General features: G+C 45.7%; 18 protein-coding genes. 15 read left to right on the plus strand and 3 right to left on the minus strand.

Annotation, left to right across the window (positions count from 1 at the left end; all coding sequences use genetic code 11):
* Positions 1-3: 3 nt before the first annotated feature.
* Entirely contained in the window at positions 4-1200 is a 1197-nt protein-coding gene (locus tag ICW03_RS04055; RefSeq protein ID WP_215349307.1) for a pyridoxal phosphate-dependent aminotransferase, read from the minus strand.
* A gap of 85 nt (positions 1201-1285) precedes the next feature.
* On the opposite strand from ICW03_RS04055, the gene yaaA reads away from it, so the two are divergent.
* Together yaaA and ICW03_RS04065 are read left to right on the plus strand one after the other, a co-directional pair.
* On the plus strand, positions 1286-2062 hold the full coding sequence (gene yaaA / locus ICW03_RS04060) for a peroxide stress protein YaaA (RefSeq protein WP_215349309.1): 777 nt from the start codon (positions 1286-1288) through the stop codon (positions 2060-2062).
* Positions 2062-3273, plus strand: coding sequence for a DUF2863 family protein (locus tag ICW03_RS04065; RefSeq protein WP_215349311.1), 1212 nt, complete (start codon positions 2062-2064; stop codon positions 3271-3273). The genes yaaA and ICW03_RS04065 overlap by 1 nt, the downstream gene beginning before the upstream one ends.
* A 103-nt stretch (positions 3274-3376) precedes the next feature.
* On the opposite strand, the gene ICW03_RS04070 is transcribed toward ICW03_RS04065, so the two are convergent.
* Positions 3377-3751, minus strand: a complete 375-nt coding sequence (locus ICW03_RS04070; RefSeq protein WP_215349313.1) for a hypothetical protein — start codon at positions 3749-3751, stop codon at positions 3377-3379.
* Positions 3752-3764: 13 nt separating this feature from the next.
* Positions 3765-4754, minus strand: a complete 990-nt coding sequence (locus ICW03_RS04075) for a malate dehydrogenase (RefSeq protein ID WP_215349315.1) — start codon at positions 4752-4754, stop codon at positions 3765-3767.
* 167 nt (positions 4755-4921) lie between these two features.
* Here ICW03_RS04075 and ICW03_RS04080 point away from each other — a divergent pair, with 167 nt between their 5' ends.
* The 13 genes from ICW03_RS04080 to ICW03_RS04140 all read left to right on the plus strand — a co-directional run bounded on the left by ICW03_RS04080 (position 4922) and on the right by ICW03_RS04140 (position 16836).
* On the plus strand, positions 4922-5650 hold the full coding sequence (locus ICW03_RS04080) for a GntR family transcriptional regulator (RefSeq protein WP_251374489.1): 729 nt from the start codon (positions 4922-4924) through the stop codon (positions 5648-5650).
* Positions 5651-5794: 144 nt separating this feature from the next.
* Positions 5795-6214, plus strand: coding sequence for a succinate dehydrogenase, cytochrome b556 subunit (gene sdhC / locus ICW03_RS04085; protein WP_215349319.1), 420 nt, complete (start codon positions 5795-5797; stop codon positions 6212-6214).
* A 24-nt stretch (positions 6215-6238) separates the two neighbouring features.
* Entirely contained in the window at positions 6239-6604 is a 366-nt protein-coding gene (gene sdhD / locus ICW03_RS04090; RefSeq protein ID WP_068321349.1) for a succinate dehydrogenase, hydrophobic membrane anchor protein, read from the plus strand.
* A gap of 4 nt (positions 6605-6608) precedes the next feature.
* Positions 6609-8387: a succinate dehydrogenase flavoprotein subunit gene (sdhA, locus tag ICW03_RS04095; RefSeq protein WP_215349321.1), complete on the plus strand. Its 1779-nt coding sequence runs from the start codon at positions 6609-6611 to the stop codon at positions 8385-8387.
* Between the two features lie 17 nt (positions 8388-8404).
* A complete protein-coding gene (locus ICW03_RS04100) occupies positions 8405-9109 on the plus strand; it encodes a succinate dehydrogenase iron-sulfur subunit (protein WP_087909832.1) in 705 nt (234 codons plus the stop codon).
* Positions 9106-9375: a succinate dehydrogenase assembly factor 2 gene (locus ICW03_RS04105; RefSeq protein ID WP_215349323.1), complete on the plus strand. Its 270-nt coding sequence runs from the start codon at positions 9106-9108 to the stop codon at positions 9373-9375. The genes ICW03_RS04100 and ICW03_RS04105 overlap by 4 nt, the downstream gene beginning before the upstream one ends.
* 82 nt (positions 9376-9457) lie before the next feature.
* Positions 9458-10771, plus strand: a complete 1314-nt coding sequence (gene gltA / locus ICW03_RS04110) for a citrate synthase (RefSeq protein WP_215349325.1) — start codon at positions 9458-9460, stop codon at positions 10769-10771.
* 17 nt (positions 10772-10788) lie between these two features.
* Positions 10789-12198 carry a 3-isopropylmalate dehydratase large subunit gene (gene leuC / locus ICW03_RS04115; protein ID WP_215349328.1) on the plus strand — a complete coding sequence of 470 codons (1410 nt, stop codon included), beginning with the start codon at positions 10789-10791 and terminating at the stop codon, positions 12196-12198.
* 13 nt (positions 12199-12211) lie between these two features.
* Positions 12212-12418 carry a hypothetical protein gene (locus tag ICW03_RS04120; protein ID WP_215349330.1) on the plus strand — a complete coding sequence of 69 codons (207 nt, stop codon included), beginning with the start codon at positions 12212-12214 and terminating at the stop codon, positions 12416-12418.
* A 24-nt stretch (positions 12419-12442) separates the two neighbouring features.
* A complete protein-coding gene (gene leuD / locus ICW03_RS04125) occupies positions 12443-13090 on the plus strand; it encodes a 3-isopropylmalate dehydratase small subunit (protein ID WP_215349333.1) in 648 nt (215 codons plus the stop codon).
* Positions 13091-13113: 23 nt separating this feature from the next.
* Positions 13114-14184, plus strand: coding sequence for a 3-isopropylmalate dehydrogenase (gene leuB, locus ICW03_RS04130; protein ID WP_215349336.1), 1071 nt, complete (start codon positions 13114-13116; stop codon positions 14182-14184).
* Positions 14185-14243: 59 nt separating this feature from the next.
* Positions 14244-15401, plus strand: a complete 1158-nt coding sequence (gene asd, locus ICW03_RS04135; protein ID WP_215349338.1) for an aspartate-semialdehyde dehydrogenase — start codon at positions 14244-14246, stop codon at positions 15399-15401.
* Positions 15391-16836, plus strand: a complete 1446-nt coding sequence (locus tag ICW03_RS04140) for a FimV/HubP family polar landmark protein (RefSeq protein ID WP_251374463.1) — start codon at positions 15391-15393, stop codon at positions 16834-16836. The genes asd and ICW03_RS04140 overlap by 11 nt, the downstream gene beginning before the upstream one ends.

A 16836-nucleotide genomic window follows, 5' to 3' on the forward strand; every position in this document is an offset into this window, starting at 1 on the left:
CCTCTAGATATTTTCTAAACGCTGTAAGGCGCTTGTCAGTGTTTGATCCTGTTTCGCAAAACAAAAACGAATGACGCCAGATTCAGTTGCTTGCTCATAGAAAGCAGAGACTGGTATAGCCGCCACCCCAATTTCAGTTGTGAGCCATTTGCAAAAGTCAGCCTCATTGAATTTTGCCTGGGGAATACCTAATGCTGAGTAGTCAACACACTGAAAATAAGTGCCTGGAGTAGGGAGTAATTTAAATTTCGTCTTGCATAAGCCCACCCTAAAAAAATCACGCTTAGCTTGATAAAAGGCGGGGAGATTTAAATAATGTTCAGCATCTGCAAGATATGTTGCTAGGCCAAATTGCATCGGTGTGTTCACGGTGAATACATTGAACTGATGGACCTTGCGAAACTCTTTTGTTAATGCCGGTGGTGCAGCCACATAGCCTACTTTCCAGCCAGTGACATGATAGGTCTTGCCAAAGCTAGAGATCAGAAAGCTCCTGGCCGCAAGCTCGGCATGGGATGCAACACTGTGGTGCTGCGCTCCGTCATAGACCATATGCTCGTAGACTTCGTCACTCAAAATCAATACGGAAGTATTGCGAACTAAGTTCGCGAGACTATCTAGGTCAGCCTTGCTCCAAACCATCCCAGTGGGGTTATGTGGAGTATTAATCATGATTAAACGGGTTTTGGAGTTGATTGCCTTGGCTAATGCATCCCATGGAATTTCATAGGAGGCAACTTGCCCATACTCATCACGAATCACCTCTAAGGAAATGGCAATGGTTTTGCCACCCGCTAATTCGATGGATGGGCGATAGCTGTCATACGCCGGTTCAATGATGATGACTTCATCGCCTGGACTAACGCAAGCGAGTATGGCTGTCAGAATGCCTTGTGTACCACCCGCGGTTATGGTGATTTCAGTATCGGCATCATAGTGGTGACCGTAAAGGTTTTGTATCTTCTGGCTAATGCCATTACGTAGCTCCGCAATACCAGTCATTGGTGGATATTGATTGCGGTCAGCCAGCATGGCTTCATTTACTTCGGCAATCAGTTTTCTATCGCAGGGAAAGTCTGGAAAACCTTGGCCCAAATTAATGGCTTTGTGCTCAGCAGCTAAAGCTGACATCACCGTAAAGATCGTGGTCCCCACCTTTGGCAGGCTACTTGGAAAAGAGGGGGTCTTTAGCGGGTTCATGGAGGCGAAGAGTGATGGCCGGTCGTTTAGAGCGGATATGGCCGGTAGTCGCTAGAATGGTAAAAATACATAATCAAATTGTGCCATGCTGATCGTCCTTTCACCTGCTAAATCCCTGAATTACAAGACCCCAGCCAAGGTCAAGGCGCCAACTTTGCCTGAGTTTGTCTCTGAATCGGCCAAGCTAATTGCTGATCTGAAGAAGTTAGCGCCGCAAGACGTCGCCAAGCTCATGGGCTTATCCGATCAATTGGCCACTTTGAATGTGGGTCGCTATCGGGATTGGTCCAAGAAATTCACCGAAGAAAACAGCAAGCCGGCGATCTACGCTTTTGATGGCGATGTTTATGACGGTTTTGATGTCAAAACCTTGGATGCCAAATCCGTTCAATTTGCTCAAGACCATATGCGTATTTTGTCTGGCCTTTATGGTGCATTGAAGCCTCTTGATCTAATGCAGCCATATCGCCTAGAGATGGGCACTTCATTTAAGAATGCCAGGGGCAAGGATCTTTATGCCTTTTGGGGCAGCAGAGTGACCGATTCCATTAAAAAAGTCTTGGAAAAACAAAAGAAGCCCGTACTACTGAATTTAGCTTCGGAAGAATATTTCAAAGTACTGCAGCCAAAGGAATTAGATTGCCCAGTTATTGCGCCTGTATTTCAGGATGCTAAGGACGGCAAGTACAAGATCATTTCTTTTTATGCCAAGCGTGCTCGCGGCCTAATGGCGCGCTACGTTGTTGAAAATCGCATTACTGATCCAGCGGATTTAAAAGGCTTTAATTTAGATGGCTACAAATATTGTGCAGCAGAATCTAAAGCCGACAAGCCTGTATTTAGAAGGGCAGAAAGAAAATAATGGCTGTACATCGCACCAAAGCATCGCAACGTAATTCTCCTGAGGTGGAGAAGTTAGTGGCTGACGCTATTTCTTTGGCTGCTTCTGGAAGTCAAGTTGAAGACCGTTTTTGGGAAGAGCGTTTGAATGTGCGATTGATGCGTCTGCTCAAAAGCCAAAATCAAAATGTGATTGATGCTGCGCTAGATCAAACCTTCCGTATTAATACAGTGGCTTTTGAGGTACTCGCTGATATTGCAGTAACCTTAGCCGAATCCTTAAGGATTGAACATGAGGGGCAAGATTGGGACGTGTTGCTTTTGGCAATGCCTATCGTTGCTCATACACGCTATCAAATACCTTCAGGCCCGTTACCTGCTGCCATCATTGAATCAACTGCACAGGCCTTGCATAGCGCCATTGCCTCAACAGATACGCGTCTAGCCATTGTTCCCTGGCTATATAGCATTGATCAAATGCCTCACTCGCATTGTCAAACTCGCATCCTGACTGAGTCCTTAGCAAGTGCGGCTATTTCTGGAAAAGACGTCAAGCTTGAGTTGCGTGATATGTCGGAAACAATCGCCGTTTTAGCTGACCCACGTTTTATCATTGCTGCGCTAAGCGCCCCCGCTGGCTCACCAATTTTCCGTTGGCAGGCTGAGCCACCAGCGCGCCAAGAGCGCGGCGTGAGTTTAATTGGTTGGCAAAACGCAATGCAAGAACCGATTGCCTCTTTATTGCCTGGTTGTGAGTTTGAGCTTCTACTTCCAGAGGCGTATTTCACAAACTGTCGCTTGGCTGATAAGCATGTGCGCCCATTAAGTATTCGTGCAGCAGTGAACTTTCTTGGGAGTACGCTAGGCATTCTTCCCGCCGGTCTTTCATGTGTTGTTGGTGCGTTTGGCGAAGAGCAGGCTGATGAATACCGAATTTCTTTCAGTGCAAAAGGCTCCTCGGAAGTCATGTACGGCGTGATCTGGCCACTCTATGATCGTGAGAGCGTAGCAAGTGATGCTTTAAATGATTTATCAGATGACGAGAGTCCGATCAAGAAGATTTGCGATGCCTTACATGACGCTGGAGTGGAAGATGTCTTCCGTCATGCCATGTTATTTGATCCTGAGCTCTGTGATGACTGCGGCGCACCTTTATTTCCTGATCGTTCTGGTGAAGCAGTGCATGCCGAAATGCCCGATGATGCACCTTCACAGCAGCCCTTATTCCACTAGAGCTAAAGAAGAATTTTGAATCAATGCGATGTAAAAGCTGAATGATTGATCAATAAAAAAGCCGAGGAATCCTCGGCTTTTTTATTTAATGCAATATGAGAAATTAATTCTGCACAAATGGTTCCGCGCCAGCAAACAAGTGTGGTAATTTGCCTGATTTCATGTCTGCTGTTTGACAAAAATCAGCAAGTCGTACACCTGCTTTAATGTTGAATAACATAGCTTTGTTACCTAACACCACTAGGTCATAACCAGAGTTCGCGTTCTTGTAACGAAGGCTGCCTGGCAATGAGGTTTGGCGCTCTAAATCATAAGATCTTGATTCCCAAGTTAAGCGAACTTTTTCAGTAGTGCCAGTAGTTTTGAACTGCTTGCTTTCCTGACAAGTCCATGTAACCACTTCTTCATTAGCGCTAGCATTTACTGTACCTAAAAGGCTTGCAAGTACTGTGCTAATTGCGAGAAGATTTTTTTTCATGTGCAAAATTTCCTTATGAGAGCAGGTGCTTAACGCCAGCTTGCTCTTCGAGTAATTCATTTAAGGTGTGTGTCATACGCTCACGGGAGAACTCATCGATCTCTAAACCTTCGATCATTTTGTATTCGCCGTTTTCGCAAACTACTGGGAAGCCATAAATGACTTCTGCTGGAATGCCGTATTCACCTTTGGATGGGATGCCCATAGTTACCCACTTGCCGTTAGTACCTAGTACCCAGTCATGAATGTGATCGATCGCTGCGTTAGCTGCAGAAGCCGCAGAAGAAAGGCCGCGTGCTTCAATGATGGCTGCGCCACGCTTGCCAACAGTTGGAATAAACACATCTTTGTTCCATGCTGCATCGTTGATAGAGTCTTTAACTGACTTGCCATCGATGGTTGCAAAGCGATAGTCTGGATACATTGTTGGGCTATGGTTGCCCCAAACAACTAATTTCTCAATATCAGCAACAGGTTTATTCAATTTGTTAGCCAACTGTGAGAGAGCGCGGTTGTGATCGAGGCGCAACATTGCTGTGAAGTTTTTCGCAGGAATGTCTGGAGCAGACTTCATAGCGATATAAGCGTTGGTATTTGCTGGGTTACCAACAACCAATACTTTTACAGTCTTCTTAGCAACAGCATTCAATGCTTTACCTTGGGCTGTGAAAATTTGCGCATTAGCGGAGAGCAAATCTTTACGCTCCATACCAGGGCCACGTGGACGTGCGCCAACTAAAAGAGCAACGTCGATATCTTTAAATGCAGTCATTGGGTCTGAGTGAGCTGTCATGCCAGCCAAGAGTGGGAATGCACAGTCTTCCAACTCCATCATTACGCCAGTTAAGGCTTTCTGAGCTTTTTCATCTGGAATCTCAAGCAATTGCAAGATTACGGGCTGATCTTTGCCCAAAAGGTCGCCATTGGCGATACGGAATAAAAGGGAATATCCGATTTGACCGGCTGCACCGGTTACGGCGACACGCATTGGGGCTTTTGCCATTACTAATAACTCCAGAAGAAGGTTAAGAGGGTTAATTAACGAAAACTTTTCTATTATCCATTTAAGTGTAGGGACTTTGGCTTTACACTGTCAAAGATGTCTTATATAAGACTAGAATTACCTAGAATTTTATCTAATTGACGCGGACTGGAGTTAATTTGTCTGATGTGACTTTGCCTGTTGCCTCATTTAGCCCTCTGTACGAGCAGATTAAGGCGATGATTTTGGCTAGTTTGCAAGCCTCTGAATGGCTTCCAGGGGAGGCTATTCCCAGCGAAATGGAGCTTGCAGCCCGTTATGCCGTAAGTCAGGGCACTGTTCGCAAGGCAATTGATGAGCTTGCTGCTCAAAACCTCTTAGTTCGCCGCCAGGGTAAGGGTACTTTTGTTGCCACCCATCAAGAAGATGACTGGCAGTACCGTTTTTTGCGTTTAGCCCCCGATTCCGGCGAGAAATTTCACCTCACCAATGAGTTTTTGTCTTGCGAAAAGACTAAAGCAAGCTCTTATGTCGCTAATTTGCTCAAATTAAAGGCAGGTGACCCCATCATTCATATCGATCGGGTCCAAAGTTTTGCGGGTAAACCCATTGTTTTTGAAGAGATTTTTCTTCCTGGGGCACGCTTTAAGGGTTTGGATTTAGAAGCTCTAAATGCTTGGCATGGTCCCGTTTACGCCTTTTATGAGGGGCAGTACGCCACGCATATGGTGCGAGCGGAAGAAAAGATTAAAGCTGTGGCTGCAGACGAAGTTCTTGCAAAGCATCTTCATTTGTCTGTAGGAGCGCCGCTCCTTTCTGTAGAGCGGGTGGCATTTACCTACGGGAATAAACCAGTAGAAATTCGCCACGCTAGATACGACACTTCAGAGCAGCATTATGAGAACAAATTGAACTAGTCATTGATAGAGCCGAATTAGTAAAAACCAGTAATTAACCCCTTTAAACACTAAAAAATCCCCACCACCCCTAAGGTTTCCAATAGAATATGTTGCGATACAACAAAACCACACTGAACCTCCACCTAAAGATAGAGATTACCCATGGTTGATTCACAGCAAAACGTAAAAAAAGATAGACCTGTTTACAAAAATATTGGTCTTGCCCAGTTGATTAAATACCGCCTTCCTTGGGCGGGTAAAGTGTCAATTCTTCATCGCATTAGCGGTGCAGCATTGTTCCTCTTGTTGCCATTTATCTTGTATCTCTTTGATCAGAGCGTTGCCTCTGAGTTGAGCTATCAAAAATTCCAGGCTTTTACCGGCAACATATTGGTAAAAATTATTTGCCTCGGTTTGATCTGGTGTTTTTTACATCACTTCTGTGCTGGTATCCGCTACCTCTTGCTCGATTTAGAAATCGGCGTAGAGAAGTCTGAAGCTAATCGTTCGGCCATTGTTGTGCTTGTTGTTGGCTTGGCTCTGACTGCAGTAGTTGGTCTCAAAATGTTCGGCTTGTACTAAGCGCTAATCATTTAAGGAAATCTCATGCCTATTTATCAAATCGGACCAAAGCGCTTAGTTGTCGGTGCGCATTACGGCCTTAAAGAATGGATCATCCAACGCGTTACTGCGATTGTGATGGTGGTATTTACGATTGTTTTGTTAGTTGACTACTGCATCACCGGCAGCGCCTCCTACGAGGGCTGGTCTGGCTTGTTCAGCGGTCAAGTAATGAAGTTGTTAACACTCTTGGCTTTCATCAGCTTGTTCTATCACGCTTGGATTGGCGTGCGTGACATCTGGATGGATTACATCAAGCCCGTCAGCATTCGTTTGACACTTCAAGTGTTAACCGTTTTGTATCTCGTAGCCTGTGCGGCATATGCCGTTCAAATTTTGTGGAAAGTGTAATTCGATGACTGCAATTAAAAAATCATTGCCACGCCGCCGTTTTGATGCGGTGATTATTGGAGCAGGTGGTTCAGGTATGCGCGCTTCATTGCAGTTGGCTGAAGCCGGCTTGAATGTTGCTGTTCTGACAAAAGTTTTCCCAACACGTTCACACACTGTTGCTGCACAAGGTGGTATCGGTGCTTCATTAGGCAACATGAGTGAAGACAATTGGCACTATCACTTCTATGACACCATTAAAGGTTCTGACTGGTTAGGTGACCAAGACGTGATCGAATTTATGTGTCGTGAAGCTCCAAAAGTTGTTTATGAGTTAGAGCACTTTGGTATGCCGTTTGACCGTAACCCAGATGGCACGATTTATCAGCGTCCATTCGGTGGCCACACAGCAAACTATGGTGAGAAGCCAGTGCAGCGTGCCTGTGCTGCTGCTGACCGTACTGGCCATGCAATGTTGCACACTTTGTACCAACGTAACGTCCGCGCAAAAACCAATTTCTTCGTTGAGTGGTTGGCGCTCGATTTGATCCGTGATGATGATGGTGATGTTGTTGGTGTAACTGCTCTCGAAATGGAAACAGGTCAGGTTTACATCTTGGAAGCCAAGATTGTGATGTTGGCTACTGGTGGTGCCGGTCGTATTTGGGACGCATCTACTAACGCATTTATTAATACCGGCGATGGCATGGGCTTAGCAGCTCGTGCTGGCATTCCATTGGAAGATATGGAGTTCTGGCAATTCCACCCAACTGGCGTAGCTGGTGCAGGTGTGTTGTTGACAGAAGGTTGCCGTGGTGAAGGCGGCATCTTGCGTAACAAGGATGGTGAGCGTTTCATGGAGCGTTATGCGCCAACCTATAAAGATTTGGCGCCACGCGACTTCGTTTCACGTTGCATGGACCAAGAGATCAAAGAAGGGCGCGGTTGCGGTCCTAATGGTGACTATGTTGTGCTCGATTTGACACACATTGGCGCCGAAACCATCATGAAGCGTTTGCCATCTGTTTACGAGATTGGCGTTAATTTCGCAAACGTTGATGTGACTAAAGAGCCAATTCCAGTTGTACCAACGATTCACTATCAGATGGGCGGTATTCCTACCAACATCAATGGTCAAGTTGTTGTGCCTGCTAATGGCATTCACAATGAGATCGTTAATGGCTTGTATGCGATAGGCGAGTGTTCGTGCGTTTCAGTTCACGGCGCTAATCGTTTGGGCACTAACTCATTGCTCGACCTCTTGGTATTTGGTCGCGCAGCTGGCAATCACATTGTTGGCCTTGACCTTAAGAATCGCGAATTCAAACCATTGCCTGCAAATGCTGGTGAGCAAACATTGGAGCGCATTGCGAAGTTGGATAACTCCACTTCTGGTGAATACGCACAAGACGTTGCAAATGATATTCGTAAGTGTATGCAGAAATACGCTGGAGTATTCCGCAATCAAGAGTTGATGGACGAGGGTGTTCGTCAAATGGCTAAATTGACGGAGCGCGCTAAGCACTTATGGGTTAAAGACAAGTCTGAAATTTTCAATACAGCACGTATTGAGGCTTTGGAAGTGGCCAACTTGGTTGAGACTGCAAACGCAACCATGATTTCTGCGGCAGCTCGCAAAGAAAGTCGTGGCGCCCATTCGCACGATGATCATCAAGAGCGTGACGACGAAAATTGGATGAAGCATACCCTTTGGTATAGCGAAGGCAATCGTTTGACTTACAAGCCAGTGGTATTAAAACCTTTAACAGTTGAGTCCTTCCCACCTAAAGAACGTACTTTCTAAGCGAAGAGAAATAGAAAATGAGTGATATCCGTATATTCGAAATTTACCGCTACGATCCAGATGTCGATGCAGCTCCACGCATGGAACGTTATGAGCTAGAACTCACTGGTGAGCGTATGTTGTTGGACGCGTTGATTTCTTTGAAGAAGCAAGATGAAACGATTTCTTATCGTCGTTCATGCCGTGAAGGTGTTTGTGGTTCAGATGCGATGAACATCAACGGTAAAAACGGTTTGGCTTGTTTGACCAATATGTTGACTTTGCCTAAGGTCATCACATTGCGCCCATTGCCTGGCTTGCCAGTTGTGCGCGATTTGATTGTCGACATGACTTTGTTCTTCAAGCAATACTTGTCTATCAAGCCTTACCTGGTAAACGATAATCCGCCTCCTGAAAAAGAGCGTCTCCAGAGTCCTGAAGAGCGTGAAGAGTTAAATGGTTTGTATGAGTGCATCTTGTGCGCATCATGCTCAACTTCATGCCCATCATTCTGGTGGAATCCAGATAAGTTTGTTGGTCCAGCTGGTTTGTTGCAGGCATATCGCTTCATTGCTGATAGTCGTGACGAGGAAACCTCACAGCGTTTGGATAACTTAGAAGATCCATACCGCTTGTTCCGTTGCCATACCATCATGAATTGCGTGGACGTATGTCCGAAGCACTTGAATCCAACGAAGGCAATTGGCAAGATCAAGGAGTTGATGGTTCGTAGGGCAGTATGACCCTCGGAAACGCAGAGTTATATCGTTTAAAAAGTGACGCTCGCAGGGGCTTGCTGGAAAACGATTTAATTCTGCAGCGTTTCTTTGAGCGCTATGGTGCTCAGTTAAGCGTTGAGGATGGCAAAGTATTAAGCCAGTTATTGGCTTTAGATGACAACGACTTAATGGATTTGTTAATTGGTCGCAAAGATTCTGTAGCAAGCCTGGAGAAAGAGATGCAAGCAGGCTCTTTCAAGTTAGTTTTACAAAGACTGAGGGAGAAGTAATTCGGTCTTTTGGCGTAGTTGTAGTGAAAGCATGTGAACGAATAATGTATTAATCATAATTTTGAATGACTAAGGATTAGAAATGATTGAATCGGACATCAAGGCAAAACTCTCGTTTTCAGATGGAACACCAGATATTGATCTGCCAATTTATAAAGGGACTGTTGGTCCTGACGTAATTGACATTCGTAAGCTCTATGGTCAGACCGGCAAGTTCACTTACGACTCAGGCTTTTTATCTACTGCCTCTTGCAATAGCAAAATTACCTACATTGATGGCGACAAGGGTGAGTTGCTTTATCGCGGTTACCCAATTGAAGATTTGGCAAATAACTGTGACTTCTTAGAAGTTTGCTACCTCTTGATTAATGGCGAATTGCCAAATGCGAAGGAAAAGAAAGACTTCGACGAAATGGTTATGCACCACACCATGGTTCATGAGCAAATGCAATTTTTCTTGCGTGGTTTCCGTCGTGACGCACACCCAATGTCAGTATTGACTGGTTTGGTTGGTGCAATGGCTGCGTTCTATCATGACGAAATTGATTACAGCGATCCATATGCTCGTGAAGTTGCGCAGATTCGTTTGATCGCAAAAATGCCAACCCTGGTAGCGATGGCTTATAAATATTCTGTAGGACAACCATTTATCTATCCAGATAACTCTTTGTCATACACTGCAAACTTTATGCGCATGATGTTTGCAACGCCTTGCGAAGAATACAAAGTAAACCCAGTATTGGTACGTGCTTTGGACCGTATCTTCACATTGCATGCTGACCATGAGCAAAATGCTTCTACTTCTACAGTGCGTTTGTGCGGCTCTTCTGGTACTAATCCATTTGCTGCTATCTCCGCCGGTATTGCTTGCCTCTGGGGCCCAGCACACGGTGGTGCAAACGAAGCTTGTTTGCAGATGTTGAATGAGATTCAAGCTCAAGGTGGCGTAGATAAGATTCATGAATTCATCGCCCAAGTAAAAGACAAAAACTCTAGCGTTCGCTTGATGGGCTTTGGTCACCGTGTTTACAAGAACTTTGACCCACGCGCTAAATTGATGCGGGAAACTTGCTATGAGGTATTGAATGAATTGGGTCTCCAAGATGATCCATTGTTCAAGCTCGCAATGACTCTTGAGAAGATCGCATTGGAAGACGACTATTTCGTTAGCCGCAAGCTCTATCCAAACGTAGACTTCTACTCTGGCATCGTTCAACGTGCGCTTGGTATCCCAACAGAAATGTTTACCTGTATTTTTGCTTTGGCAAGAACAGTAGGCTGGATTGCTCAGTGGGAAGAAATGATTACTGATCCTGAGTACAAGATTGGACGTCCACGTCAGTTGTACGTTGGCGAAACAACACGCAAAGTTCCAAACATTACAGTTCGTAAATAAGGTTTTAAAGGTCACTCATGTCTCGTACGCTTTATGACAAATTGTGGGATGACCACGTTGTTTACTCTGAAGAGGATGGCACAGCCACGATTTATATTGATCGTCAGTTGCTTCATGAGGTAACCAGCCCTCAGGCATTTGAAGGTTTGAATATAGCTGGCCGTCCTGTTTGGCGCATCTCCGCTAATTTAGCGGTTTCTGATCACAACGTTCCGACAACGGATCGCTCCGAAGGTATTGCCGATCCAATATCGAAACTGCAAGTAGATACCCTAGACCAAAACTGTGATGCTTTCGGCATTACGCAATACAAAATGAACGATACCCGCCAAGGGATTGTTCATGTGATTGGACCGGAGCAGGGCGCTACTTTGCCTGGCATGACTGTGGTCTGCGGTGATTCTCATACCAGTACACATGGCGCATTTGGTGCTTTGGCGTTTGGTATCGGCACATCCGAAGTTGAGCACGTATTAGCCACTCAAACTTTGCTCATGAAAAAGAGCAAGAATATGTTGGTAAAGGTAGATGGCCGACTACAGCCAGGTTCCACCGCTAAAGATATTGTCCTCGCCGTAATCGGCAAGATTGGTACAGCTGGCGGCACCGGGTACACCATTGAATTTGCTGGCGAAGCTATTCGCGACCTTTCGATGGAAGGTCGTATGACACTTTGCAATATGGCAATTGAAGCTGGCGCGCGCGCTGGTTTGGTTGCGGTAGACGAAACAACCATTGAGTACATTCAAGGTCGTCCGTATGCACCTAAAGGACCTGCGATGTTGCAAGCCTTGCAATATTGGAGAACTTTGCACTCTGATCCGGATGCAAAATTTGATGCTGTTGTTGAGTTGCGTGCAGAAGAGATTGCTCCACAAGTCACCTGGGGCACATCTCCAGAGATGGTTCTGGCAATTAGTGATCGCGTTCCTGATCCAGAAAAAGAGCGTGATCCGAATAAGCGCTCCGCAATGGAGCGTGCGCTTCAGTATATGAACCTCAATCCAAATACGCCCATCAGTAGCATTTCTATTGATAAAGTGTTTATTGGTTCCTGTACAAATAGCCGTATTGAAGACATCCGTGCCGCCGCAAAGGTGGTAGATCGTTTGGGTAAAAAAGTAGCGGCTAATGTGAAATTAGCCTTAGTTGTTCCTGGTTCCGGTTTAGTCAAAGCCCAAGCCGAGCGCGAAGGTTTGGATCGTATTTTTAAGGCCGCAGGATTCGAGTGGCGTGAACCTGGTTGCTCTATGTGTTTGGCGATGAATGCTGATCGCCTAGAGCCAGGAGAGCGATGCGCTTCAACCTCTAATCGTAATTTTGAAGGTCGCCAAGGTAATGGTGGCCGCACTCATTTGGTAAGCCCAGCAATGGCTGCAGCTGCCGCAATCGAAGGTCACTTTGTTGACGTTCGCAAGATTTCATAAAGGTCATAAAAGAATGAAATTTTCACCTGTTTCTCTCATTTCAAAATTAGCAATCGTAGGTATTGCAGGCTTGGTGATCTCAGCTTGTAGCAATACTATGGAAGGCGTTGGAAAAGATTTGCAAACAATGGGTAACTCCATGGGCGGATCTAGCAGCACTCAGCAAAGTAACCAATCTCAAACTAAGGGTAAGGATGTTGTCGTTACCCCTGTGAAGTAATTAATTAGAGTTAAAGTCAGAAACATGGATAAATTTACGGTATACAAAGGTTTAGTTGCTCCGCTTAATCGCGAGAACGTGGATACCGACGCCATCATTCCGAAGCAGTTTTTGAAATCTATTAAGAAGACCGGCTTTGGTCAAAACCTTTTTGATGAATGGCGTTATCTAGATCATGGTGAACCAGGTCAAGATTGCAGTACTCGCCCAATCAACCCAGACTTTGTCCTCAATCAACCTCGCTATAAAGGCGCAGGTATTCTGCTGGCCCGCAAAAACTTTGGTTGTGGCAGTTCTCGTGAGCATGCTCCATGGGCTTTGGACCAATTTGGCTTTAGAGCAGTTATTGCGCCTAGCTTTGCAGATATTTTCTTTAATAACTGCTTTAAGAATGGTCTTCTACCTATCGTTTTGACCGAAATGCAGGTTGACCATCTTTTTAATGAAACCATGGCTTTCAATGGTTACCAGTTAACGATTGACCTAGAGGCTCAGCAGGTGGTTGCCCCTGATGGCACCGCTTATAGCTTCGATGTCGCCCCCTTTAGGAAGTATTGCCTACTTAATGGCTTAGACGATATTGGCTTAACACTGCAACATGCAGATAAAATCAAGGCTTATGAAGCTGAGCGCATCCTCAAGATGCCTTGGCTTGCGACACAATTGCCGTAATTTCGTTGATTTAAAGGCCTTTCATGAAAATTGCAGTTCTACCGGGCGATGGTATCGGCCCGGAAATCGTTGCTCAAGCCGTTCGAGTGCTTCAAGCGCTTGGTCCAAAGTTTGATCTGGAAGAGGCTCCAGTAGGTGGTGCCGCTTATGACGTCGCCGGCCATCCTTTGCCCCCGGCCACTTTGGAATTGGCTAAAAAAGCTGATGCGATTCTTTTTGGCGCAGTAGGTGATTGGAAATACGACACTCTTGCTCGTGAACTACGTCCTGAGCAGGCCATCTTAGGTTTGCGTAAACACCTCGAGTTGTTCGCTAACTTCAGACCTGCTATTTGTTATCCAGAGCTTACTGCTGCATCAAGCCTCAAGCCAGAAATTATCGGTGGCTTGGATATTTTGATTGTGCGTGAACTCAATGGCGATATCTACTTTGGTCAGCCGCGCGGTATTCGCACTTCAGAGTTACCATTGTTTAAAGGTGCTCGTGAAGGCTTTGACACTATGCACTATAGCGAGCCAGAAGTAGAGCGTATTGGACATGTTGCTTTTCAAGCTGCACGTAAGCGTGGCAAGAAAGTATGCAGCGTGGATAAAGCGAACGTACTAGAAACTTCACAACTTTGGCGTGAAGTGATGATTCGTATTTCAAAAGAGTATCCAGATGTTGAGTTGTCGCATATGTATGTCGATAACGCTGCAATGCAGTTGGTTAAAGCACCCAAGGCATTTGACGTGGTAGTCACTGGTAATTTGTTTGGCGACATTCTGTCTGACGAAGCGGCTATGTTGACTGGCTCGATTGGTATGTTGCCGTCTGCCTCTTTGGATAAAAATAATAAAGGCTTATATGAGCCAAGTCATGGTTCTGCGCCGGATATTGCTGGTAAAGGCATCGCCAATCCATTGGCAACGATTTTGTCTGCGGCAATGATGCTGCGCTATTCCTTGGCAATGCCGGCGGAAGCAGATCGTATTGAAAGGGCGGTTCAGAAAGTATTGGCGCAAGGATTGCGTACAGCCGATATTTATACCGAAGGTACGAAAAAGGTATCAACGGTTGAAATGGGCGATGCTGTAGTTGCAGCGCTTGCGTAAGAAAACGAAATAAAAAAACAAAGAAGTAAAACAAACACATTTATTAGATAGTTAACATCATGGCAAATTCAAAAACACCTTTGGTTGGTTTAGTTGGCTGGCGCGGTATGGTTGGTAGCGTTCTCATGGAACGTATGCTCGCTGAGAAAGATTTTGATCTAATTGAGCCTGTATTTTTTAGCACCAGCCAAGCCGGTGGCGAAGTGCCACTTCTTAACGGTAAAAAAGTTACTAAGAGTGAAAGCACTTTGCAAGATGCCAATGACATCAAAGCATTGTCACGCTGCGACATCATCCTGACTTGCCAAGGTGGCGACTACACCAATGATATTTTCCCCAAGCTGCGTGCAGCAGGGTGGAATGGACATTGGATTGATGCTGCTAGCGCATTGCGCATGAAAGATGACGCCGTATTGGTCTTAGATCCGGTCAATCGCCCAGTTATTGACAAAGCTTTGGCTGCCGGTGGTAAGAATTGGATTGGTGCCAATTGCACTGTGAGTTTGATGATGATGGCTATGGGTGGCTTGGTTAAGGCCGACATGGTTGAATGGATTAGCGCCATGACTTACCAGGCAGCCTCTGGTGCTGGTGCGCAAAACATGCGCGAACTACTTTTGCAGATGGGCGCATTGCGCGATAGCGTAGCTACCGAGTTAGCTGATCCATCTTCCTGGATTTTGGATATCGATCGTAAGGTTACTGAAACATTGCGTTCATCAGATTTTCCGAAGAAGAACTTCCGCAATACCGCATTAGCAGGTAGCTTGATTCCTTGGATCGACGTGCCTGTTGAGAACGGTCAAACTAAAGAAGAGTGGAAGGGTGGCGCTGAGTTCAATAAGATCTTGGGTCGTCCCGCATTCCGTACACCAGGCAGTATTCCAATTGATGGTTTATGTGTTCGTGTTGGTGCGATGCGCTGCCACTCACAAGGTTTGACTGTAAAACTCAAAAAAGACATTCCTCTCAAAGAGATCGAGGCAATTTTGGCTGCTGATAATCAGTGGGTCAAAGTGGTGCCTAACGATCGCGAAACTACTGAGCGTGATCTATCTCCAGCAGCGATCAGCGGCACTTTGACAGTTCCTATTGGCCGTTTGCATAAGATGGCGATGGGCCCAGAGTACTTAGGTGCTTTCACGGTTGGCGATCAACTCTTGTGGGGTGCTGCTGAGCCATTGCGCCGCATGCTGCGAATTCTTCTTGAGAACTAATTCATTTTCTATGTTTCGTATGAGTCAGTCAGGCTTTCTAACGCTACTGAGCTTAGTTCTGCTCAGCTGGTCAACTATGGTCGGTGCTATTTCTTTAGGCGCTCCCCAGCTACAGTCCCGCCCTGGCGAGCCACTACGCGTTGAAATTCCTATTCGAGTTGGAGCGGATGAGGAGAGTGCTTTATCGAGCCTGAATGTAGTTATGCCTAACAAGGCAACTTATGAACGCCTGGGAATCTCTCAAAAGATTCTGGAGCTTAACCCGCAAGCAATGGTGTATCGCAATCGCCAAGAGCAATTAATGGTCTTGGTCGAGACGGTTAATTCTGTCCCTATGACTGATGACCCATTCTTGGATATTTTGGTTAACCTCAATTGGTCCAGCGGAAGTCTGAATAAGGCCTTTACGATCTTGCTGGGCGACACACAAAAAGTCTTGGTGGGCCCTGGGCAAACATTGTCTGAGATCGCCGCCCTCATGGCGCCTGAGTTGGATGGTGCCACTTTAGATCAGACGATGATGGCTTTATACAAAGCAAATCCTGATGCTTTTGCAAGTGGCAACATTAATCTCTTGGCTGCAGGTGTTGAATTATCTAAGCCGAGTCAGGCTCTGTTGCGTTCAATCAGTCCTGCTGAAGCAAACCAGTTTGTTGCAGAGGCTAATGAGCAGTGGCGTCAAGATCATGCCGATAAACAGAGCGGTGTTGTTGACCCTGTAAAGTCTGCTAACCCTAAAGTCACCGAATCATCACCAAAAGATATCTTAAAAATTGGCTCTAATGCTGATGGTGCTGACCAAAAACTTCGCCAAACAGAGGAATTGGTTGCTCAAGAAAAGATGCTGGAGCAAACTAAAGCGCGTGTTGCCGAATTAGAAAAGAATATTGCTGACCTACAAAAACTTCTGGATCAGCCTGTTGAGAAGAAGGTGGTAGGCAAACATTTTGGTTTAGGTGGTTTTGCTACGACTATATTAGCCGCAGTTTTAATTGCCATAACTGCTTTATTACTCTGGTGGTTGGCTCGCAATGCCCGGCGACCTGAAGTTTCAGGCTTTGATGCTTCACCAAATCACACTACGCTGGATCAAGATGCGGACAAGCATCTAGATAAAGATGAGAAAGTGGGAACAACACATCATTTTGAAATGCCTGTTCGTGCTAAAGCATTGTTTGATGGAATCAATCTTGATCTTTCAAAGTCTGCGAATGAAGTGCCATCGGTGGCGAGCGCTCCAGCTTCTCCTTCCCCTGTAGACACAGATACATTGCGTGTCAAGCTGAATTTAGCCCGTGCTTACATTACCATTGAGGACTTTTCTGCCGCTAAAAAATCGATTGAGGAGGTGCTGCGTATCAGTAAATCGGTTGATTCAGTCATCACCGTTGAAGCACAGGGTTTGTTGGCAGAGATTTCGCATCGCAATACCTAA

It is taken from the genome of Polynucleobacter sp. MWH-Aus1W21 (assembly GCF_018687275.1).
Taxonomy (GTDB): Bacteria; Pseudomonadota; Gammaproteobacteria; order Burkholderiales; family Burkholderiaceae; genus Polynucleobacter.